Below are 5722 nucleotides of genomic sequence, written 5' to 3' on the forward strand. Positions count from 1 at the left end.
CGTCTTGGCTTGGGTCGCCTGCGTGCCGGCCTGGCCCGGGCCGGGCCGCGCGCCCACCGCCCGGCCCGGGGCCCCCGACCCGCACGCGCACCCCCACCGTTGGCCGGGACCGCGTTCTTGACGGGCCGTCAAAAGCATCCCCCCGCACCCCCTTCGCGGAACCGCATATTCCGCCCATGCTCCGCGCATGACACCAAAACTGACGCGCCGTCACCTTCTGGGTCTCGGTGCCCTCCACACCGCAGCCGCCCTCGGTCTCACCCGGATCGGGCTCACCACCGCGCACGCCGCGCACGCCCCCGACCACGCCCCCGCCCTCGTCATCGGGTCCGGATACGGCGCCGCCGTCGCCGCGCTGCGGCTCGGGGAGGCGGGGATACGGACCACCGTGCTGGAGATGGGACGGCTCTGGGACACCCCCGGACCCGACGGCACCGTCTTCTGCCCCACCGGCGCCCCCGACCGCCGCTCCATGTGGTTCCGTACCCGCACCGAGGCCCCGCTCGCCACCTTCCTCTGGCTCGATGTCGTCAACAAGGACATCAGCCCGTATCCCGGCGTCCTCGACCGCGTCCGCTTCGCCGAGATGTCCGTCTACGTCGGCCGAGGCGTCGGCGGCGGCTCCCTCGTCAACGGCGGCATGGCCGTCACCCCTCGCCGCGACTACTTCACCGAGGTCCTGCCCCAGGTCGACCCCGCCGAGATGTACGACACGTACTTCCCCCTCGCCCGCCGGATGCTCGGCGTCAACACCGTCGACCCCGCCTGGTTCGAGGCGACCGAGTGGTACCGCTTCAGCCGGATCTCCCGCAAGCACGCCGCCAACGCCGGCCTGAAGACCGTCTTCGTGCCCAACGTCTACGACTTCGGCCACATGCAGCGCGAAGCGGCCGGCCAGGCCCCGAGATCCGCGCTGGCCGGCGAGGTCATCTACGGCAACAACCACGGCAAACGCAGCCTGGACCGGACGTACCTCGCCGCCGCCCTCGGCACGGGCAACGTCACCATCGAGACGCTCCACCGCGCCAGAGCCGTACGCCGCCAGCCCGACGGCTCGTACGTCGTCACCGCCGACCGGATCGACCTGACCGGCAGGACCGTCGAGACCCGGGAGATCTCCTGCTCGCGCCTCTTCCTCGGGGCCGGCAGCCTCGGCACCACCGAACTCCTGCTGCGCGCCCGCGAAACCGGCGCCCTGCCCGACCTCAGCGAGCGCGTCGGCACCGGCTGGGGCACCAACGGAAACGTGATGACCGGCCGCGCCAACCACATGTGGGACACCGTCGGGGCGAACCAGTCGACCATGCCCGTCATGGGCATCGACGACTGGTCCAACGCCGCCAACCCGGTCTTCGCCGAGATCGCCCCGCTGCCGACCGGCCTCGAGCACTGGATCAGCCTCTACCTGGCGATCACCAGGAACCCGGAGCGCGGCACCTTCCGCTACGACCCCGCCACCGACTCCGCCCGGCTCGACTGGACCCGGGCCCAGAGCCAGGTCTCGGTCGCCTCCGCGAAGAAACTCTTCGACCGGATCAACCTCAAGAACGCCACGATCTACCGCTACGACCTCTTCGGCGGCAACAAGACCTTCGCCGACGACTTCACGTACCACCCGCTCGGCGGCTGCGTCCTGGGCCAGGCCACCGACGCGTACGGCCGGGTCAGGGGCGCCCCCGGCGTGTACGTCACCGACGGAGCCCTGATCCCGGGCTCCATCGGCGTCAATCCGTTCGTGACGATCACGGCCCTGGCCGAACGGAACATGGCCAGGGTCCTCGCCACCGACCACGCGGCCTACGCGACGCGGTAGATCGCCTCGATCTCGTCCGCGAAGTCCTTCGCCACCACATTCCGCTTCAGCTTCAGCGACGGCGTGATGTGGCCGGCCTCCTCCGTGAACTGGGAGTCGAGGATCGTGAACTTCCGCACCGATTCCGCCTTCGACACCGCCGCGTTGCCGTCGTCCACGGCCCGCTGGACCTCCGCCAGCAGATCCGCGTCGTTCTTCAGCGACGCCGCCGTCGAACCCGCCGGCTTGCCGTGCTCGGCCGCCCAGCGGCCCAGGAACTCCTCGTCCAGGGTGACCAGCGCACCCACGAACGGGCGCCCGTCGCCCACGACCATGCACTCCGCGACCAGCGCGTGGGCGCGGATGCGGTCCTCGATCACCGCGGGGGCGACGTTCTTGCCGCCCGCGGTGACCAGGATCTCCTTCTTGCGACCGGTGATGGCGAGATAGCCGTCCTCGTCCAGCGTGCCGATGTCGCCGGTGTGGAACCAGCCGTCGGCCAGCGCCTCCGCCGTCGCCGCCTCGTTGTTCCAGTAACCCGAGAAGACGTGCTCGCCGTGGACGAGCACCTCACCGTCGTCCGCGATCCGCAGCACCGAGCCGGGCAGCGGCTGGCCGACCGTACCGATCTTCTGCCGGTCCCACGGGTTGAACGCCGTGGCCGCGCAGGTCTCCGTCAGGCCGTAGCCCTCCAGGACCGTGAAGCCGATGCCCCGGTAGAAGTGGCCCAGCCGCTCACCAGCGGCGCGCCGCCCGAGATCGCGGCCTCGCCGCGGCCGCCGAGCACCGCGCGCAGCTTGCTGAAGACCAGCTTGTCGAAGACGAGGTGCTTCAGCTTCAGCGCCAGCGACGGGCCCTTGGCGGTGTCGAGGGCGCGGCTGTAGGCGATCGCGGTGTGCGCGGCCTTGTCGAAGATCTTGCCCTTGCCGTCCGCCTGGGCCTTGGCCCGCGCCGAGTTGTAGACCTTCTCGAAGACGCGCGGCACACCGAGGATCAGCGTCGGCCGGAAGGAGGCCAGCTCGTCGGTGAGGTTCTTGATGTCGGGTACGCAGCCCAGCTTGATCGGCGCCATCGCCGGCGCCAGCGCGACCATCCGGCCGAAGACGTGCGCGGCGGGCAGGAAGAGCAGCACCGAGCTCTCGCCCGTACGGAACAGCGGCTTGAGCCGCTCGACAAGGTTGCCGCACTCCGCGAAGAAGGCGCGGTGGGTCAGCACACAGCCCTTGGGGCGGCCGGTGGTGCCCGAGGTGTAGACGATCGTCGCCGGGTCGTCCGCCTTCGCCACGCCGCTGCGCTCGTCGACGGTCTCGTCCGGTACGTCCGCACCGGCCGCGGTGAGCTCCTCGACCGCGCCCTTCTCGATCTGCCACACGCTGCGCAGCTCGGGCAGCGCGCCCCGCACCGCCTCGACGGCCGCGGTGTGCGCGTCGCTCTCCACGATCACGGCGACCGCGCCGGAGTCGCCGAGGATCCACTGCACCTGCTCGGGCGAGCTGGTCTCGTACACCGGCACGGTGACGCCGCCGGCGCTCCAGATGGCGAAGTCCAGCTGGATCCACTCGTAGCGGGTCCGCGACATCAGCGCGACCCGGTCGCCGGGCTTGACCCCGGCGGCGATCAACCCCTTCGCGGCGGCCCGGACCTCGGCGAGGAACTGGGTGGAGGTGACGTCCGTCCAGACGCCCGCAACCTTGCGCCCCATCACAGCGGCGTCTGGGTGCTGCGTGGCGTTGCGGCGGATCAGATCCGTCAGGTTGCCGTCCGTGGGGACCTCGTACAGGGCCGGAAGGCTGAACTCGCGCAAGACTGCTGCTCCTCATCGGGCGCCGGCGCCACGGCTCTGTGTATGCACCGGCTGCGGTCCAAGATCGGGCAGGTGCTCGGTGGGGGTGAGCACGACTGGACTGCCCGGACGTTACCCACCAGTACTCGGTTCCGGATAGGGGGTCCAGGCCAGATGTTCCGTGCGTCACACGCCCGTCACGCGCATGTGGCGATGCATTCGCGCACAGTAGTCCACTCGTGTCGCGACTCGAAAGTAACCGCAGGTCCGACCCCGTGAGGACACCGCCCCGAACCCCTAAGGTGAGCTGCATGCCAGGCATGAGGGTCAACGTCATCAGCGATGTACACGGAAACACCAAGGACCTCGCCCGCGCGGGGGACGGCGCCGACGCCCTGATATGCCTCGGTGACCTGGTGCTCTTCCTTGATTACGCCGACCACAGCCGCGGGATCTTCCCCGAGCTCTTCGGCGTCGAGAACGCCGACCTGATCGTGGAGCTGCGCACCGCCCGCCGCTTCGACGAGGCCCGGGCGCTGGGCCGCCGCCTCTGGGGCGAGCTCGGCATCGACCGCGAGACCGCGATCGAGTCGGCCGTGCGCCGCCAGTACGAGGAGATGTTCGCCGCCTTCCCCACGCCGACCTACGCCACCTACGGCAACGTCGACGTCCCCTCGCTGTGGCCGCAGTACGCGGGCCCCGGCACGACCGTCCTCGACGGCGAGCGGATCGAGCTGGGCGGCCGCGTCTTCGGCTTCGTCGGCGGCGGGCTCCAGACCCCCATGCGCACGCCGTACGAGATCTCCGACGAGGAGTACGCGGCGAAGGTCGAGGCGCTCGGCGAGGTCGACGTGCTCTGCTCGCACATCCCGCCGGACGTCCCCGAGCTCACGTACGACACCGTCGCGCGCCGCTTCGAACGCGGCAGCGGGGCCCTGCTGGCCGCGATCCGCCGCACCCGGCCGCGGTACGCCCTCTTCGGCCATGTGCACCAGCCGCTGGCCCGCAGGATGCGGATCGGCGCGACCGAGTGCGTGAACGTGGGCCACTTCGCGGCGACGGGAAGGCCCTGGACGCTGGAGTGGTGACGGGGGCCGATCGCGTACGCGATAGCCTTCACGCGGCACGTCAGTGCCCGACACACCCCGTCCGGACCGCACAGTGGAGGAGCCACGGCGATGGCGGAACACACCAGCTCGAGCATCACCATCGAGGCGCCGCCGGCCGACGTCATGGGAGTGATCGCCGACTTCGCCCGCTACCCCGAGTGGACGGGCGAGGTGAAGGAGGCCGAGGTCCTCGCCGCCGACGCCGAAGGCCGCGCCGAACAGGTCCGGCTGCTGCTCGACGCGGGCGCGATCAAGGACGACCACACCCTCGCCTACACCTGGACCGGCGCGAACGAGGTCAGCTGGACTTTGGTCAAGTCCCAGATGCTCCGCGCCCTGGACGGCTCCTACCGCCTGGCTCCGACGGGCGGCGGCGACCGCACCGAGGTGACGTACCAGCTGACGGTCGACGTCAAGATCCCCATGCTGGGCATGATCAAGCGCAAGGCGGAGAAGGTCATCATCGACCGCGCCCTGGCAGGCCTGAAGAAGCGCGTCGAGTCCCACCCGGGAGTCTGAGACGGGCGGGTCGGTAGGGCCGCCGCGTCGCCCGAGGCCGCCTGGCGGCCGCCTGCGGCGGCGACCCGGCCCACGAGCCGAGCCTGATCCGACCGACCGACCGGCCGGCCGCTGCGCCGCCCGGGCGGAACGGGCCTGCACGCCGTCTGAGCCGGGCCCCTTCCGACCGGTCTGCCGGCCAGTCGGCGGCTGTGGGCGTACGAGAGGACCCCTGTCCGCCAGGGGCGGCTGGACCTTCGCCCCAAGTTGGCGGGGCCGACTGCGGCCACCGGCGTGCGAGGCGGCCGAGACCGTCTGCGTCGCCCGGGCCGACCCAGCCCACGGGGGACGCAGCCCGGGTCGACCCGGCCCGCCGGGCGCTGCGCCGCTGGCGTAGGCCGCCCCCGGGGGCGCCCGTCCCCCTGCGGCCGGGCCGCACGAGAGGACGCCTGTCCGCCAGGGTCGGCTGGACCCAGGCGCCAAGGTGGCGGGACCGACTGCGGTCCGCGCTTGCGCCGCCTGTCGCGGCCACCGGCCTGG

General features: G+C 71.5%; 3 protein-coding genes and 1 pseudogene. 3 read left to right on the forward strand and 1 reads right to left on the reverse strand.

All coding sequences use genetic code 11. The features are described from left to right. The first annotated feature begins 187 nt into the window (after window positions 1-187). The gene (locus tag IEZ01_RS07100) at window positions 188-1813 is read left to right on the forward strand and encodes a GMC oxidoreductase (protein WP_019885593.1); all 1626 of its coding nucleotides are present in this window, start codon (window positions 188-190) and stop codon (window positions 1811-1813) included. On the opposite strand, the pseudogene IEZ01_RS07105 reads toward IEZ01_RS07100, so the two are convergent. Continuing rightward, window positions 1798-3596: pseudogene (locus IEZ01_RS07105) on the reverse strand (AMP-dependent synthetase/ligase). The gene IEZ01_RS07100 and the pseudogene IEZ01_RS07105 overlap by 16 nt on opposite strands. Before the next feature lie 299 nt (window positions 3597-3895). Here IEZ01_RS07105 and IEZ01_RS07110 point away from each other — a divergent pair. Together IEZ01_RS07110 and IEZ01_RS07115 are read left to right on the forward strand one after the other, a co-directional pair. Further along, window positions 3896-4663, forward strand: a complete 768-nt coding sequence (locus IEZ01_RS07110) for a metallophosphoesterase family protein (protein ID WP_189200799.1) — start codon at window positions 3896-3898, stop codon at window positions 4661-4663. A gap of 90 nt (window positions 4664-4753) precedes the next feature. After that, window positions 4754-5203, forward strand: coding sequence for an SRPBCC family protein (locus IEZ01_RS07115; RefSeq protein WP_019885589.1), 450 nt, complete (start codon window positions 4754-4756; stop codon window positions 5201-5203). Window positions 5204-5722: the final 519 nt, after the last annotated feature.

This window comes from Streptomyces purpureus (assembly GCF_014648195.1).
Lineage (GTDB): Bacteria > Actinomycetota > Actinomycetes > Streptomycetales > Streptomycetaceae > Streptomyces > Streptomyces purpureus.

What these genes read in the sequence shown, in the direction of transcription:
- IEZ01_RS07100 (WP_019885593.1), top strand. Translation starts at nt 188, where the DNA reads ATGACACCAAAACTGACGCGCCGTCACCTTCTGGGTCTCGGTGCCCTC.
- IEZ01_RS07110 (WP_189200799.1), top strand. Translation starts at nt 3,896, where the DNA reads ATGAGGGTCAACGTCATCAGCGATGTACACGGAAACACCAAGGACCTC.
- IEZ01_RS07115 (WP_019885589.1), top strand. Translation starts at nt 4,754, where the DNA reads ATGGCGGAACACACCAGCTCGAGCATCACCATCGAGGCGCCGCCGGCC.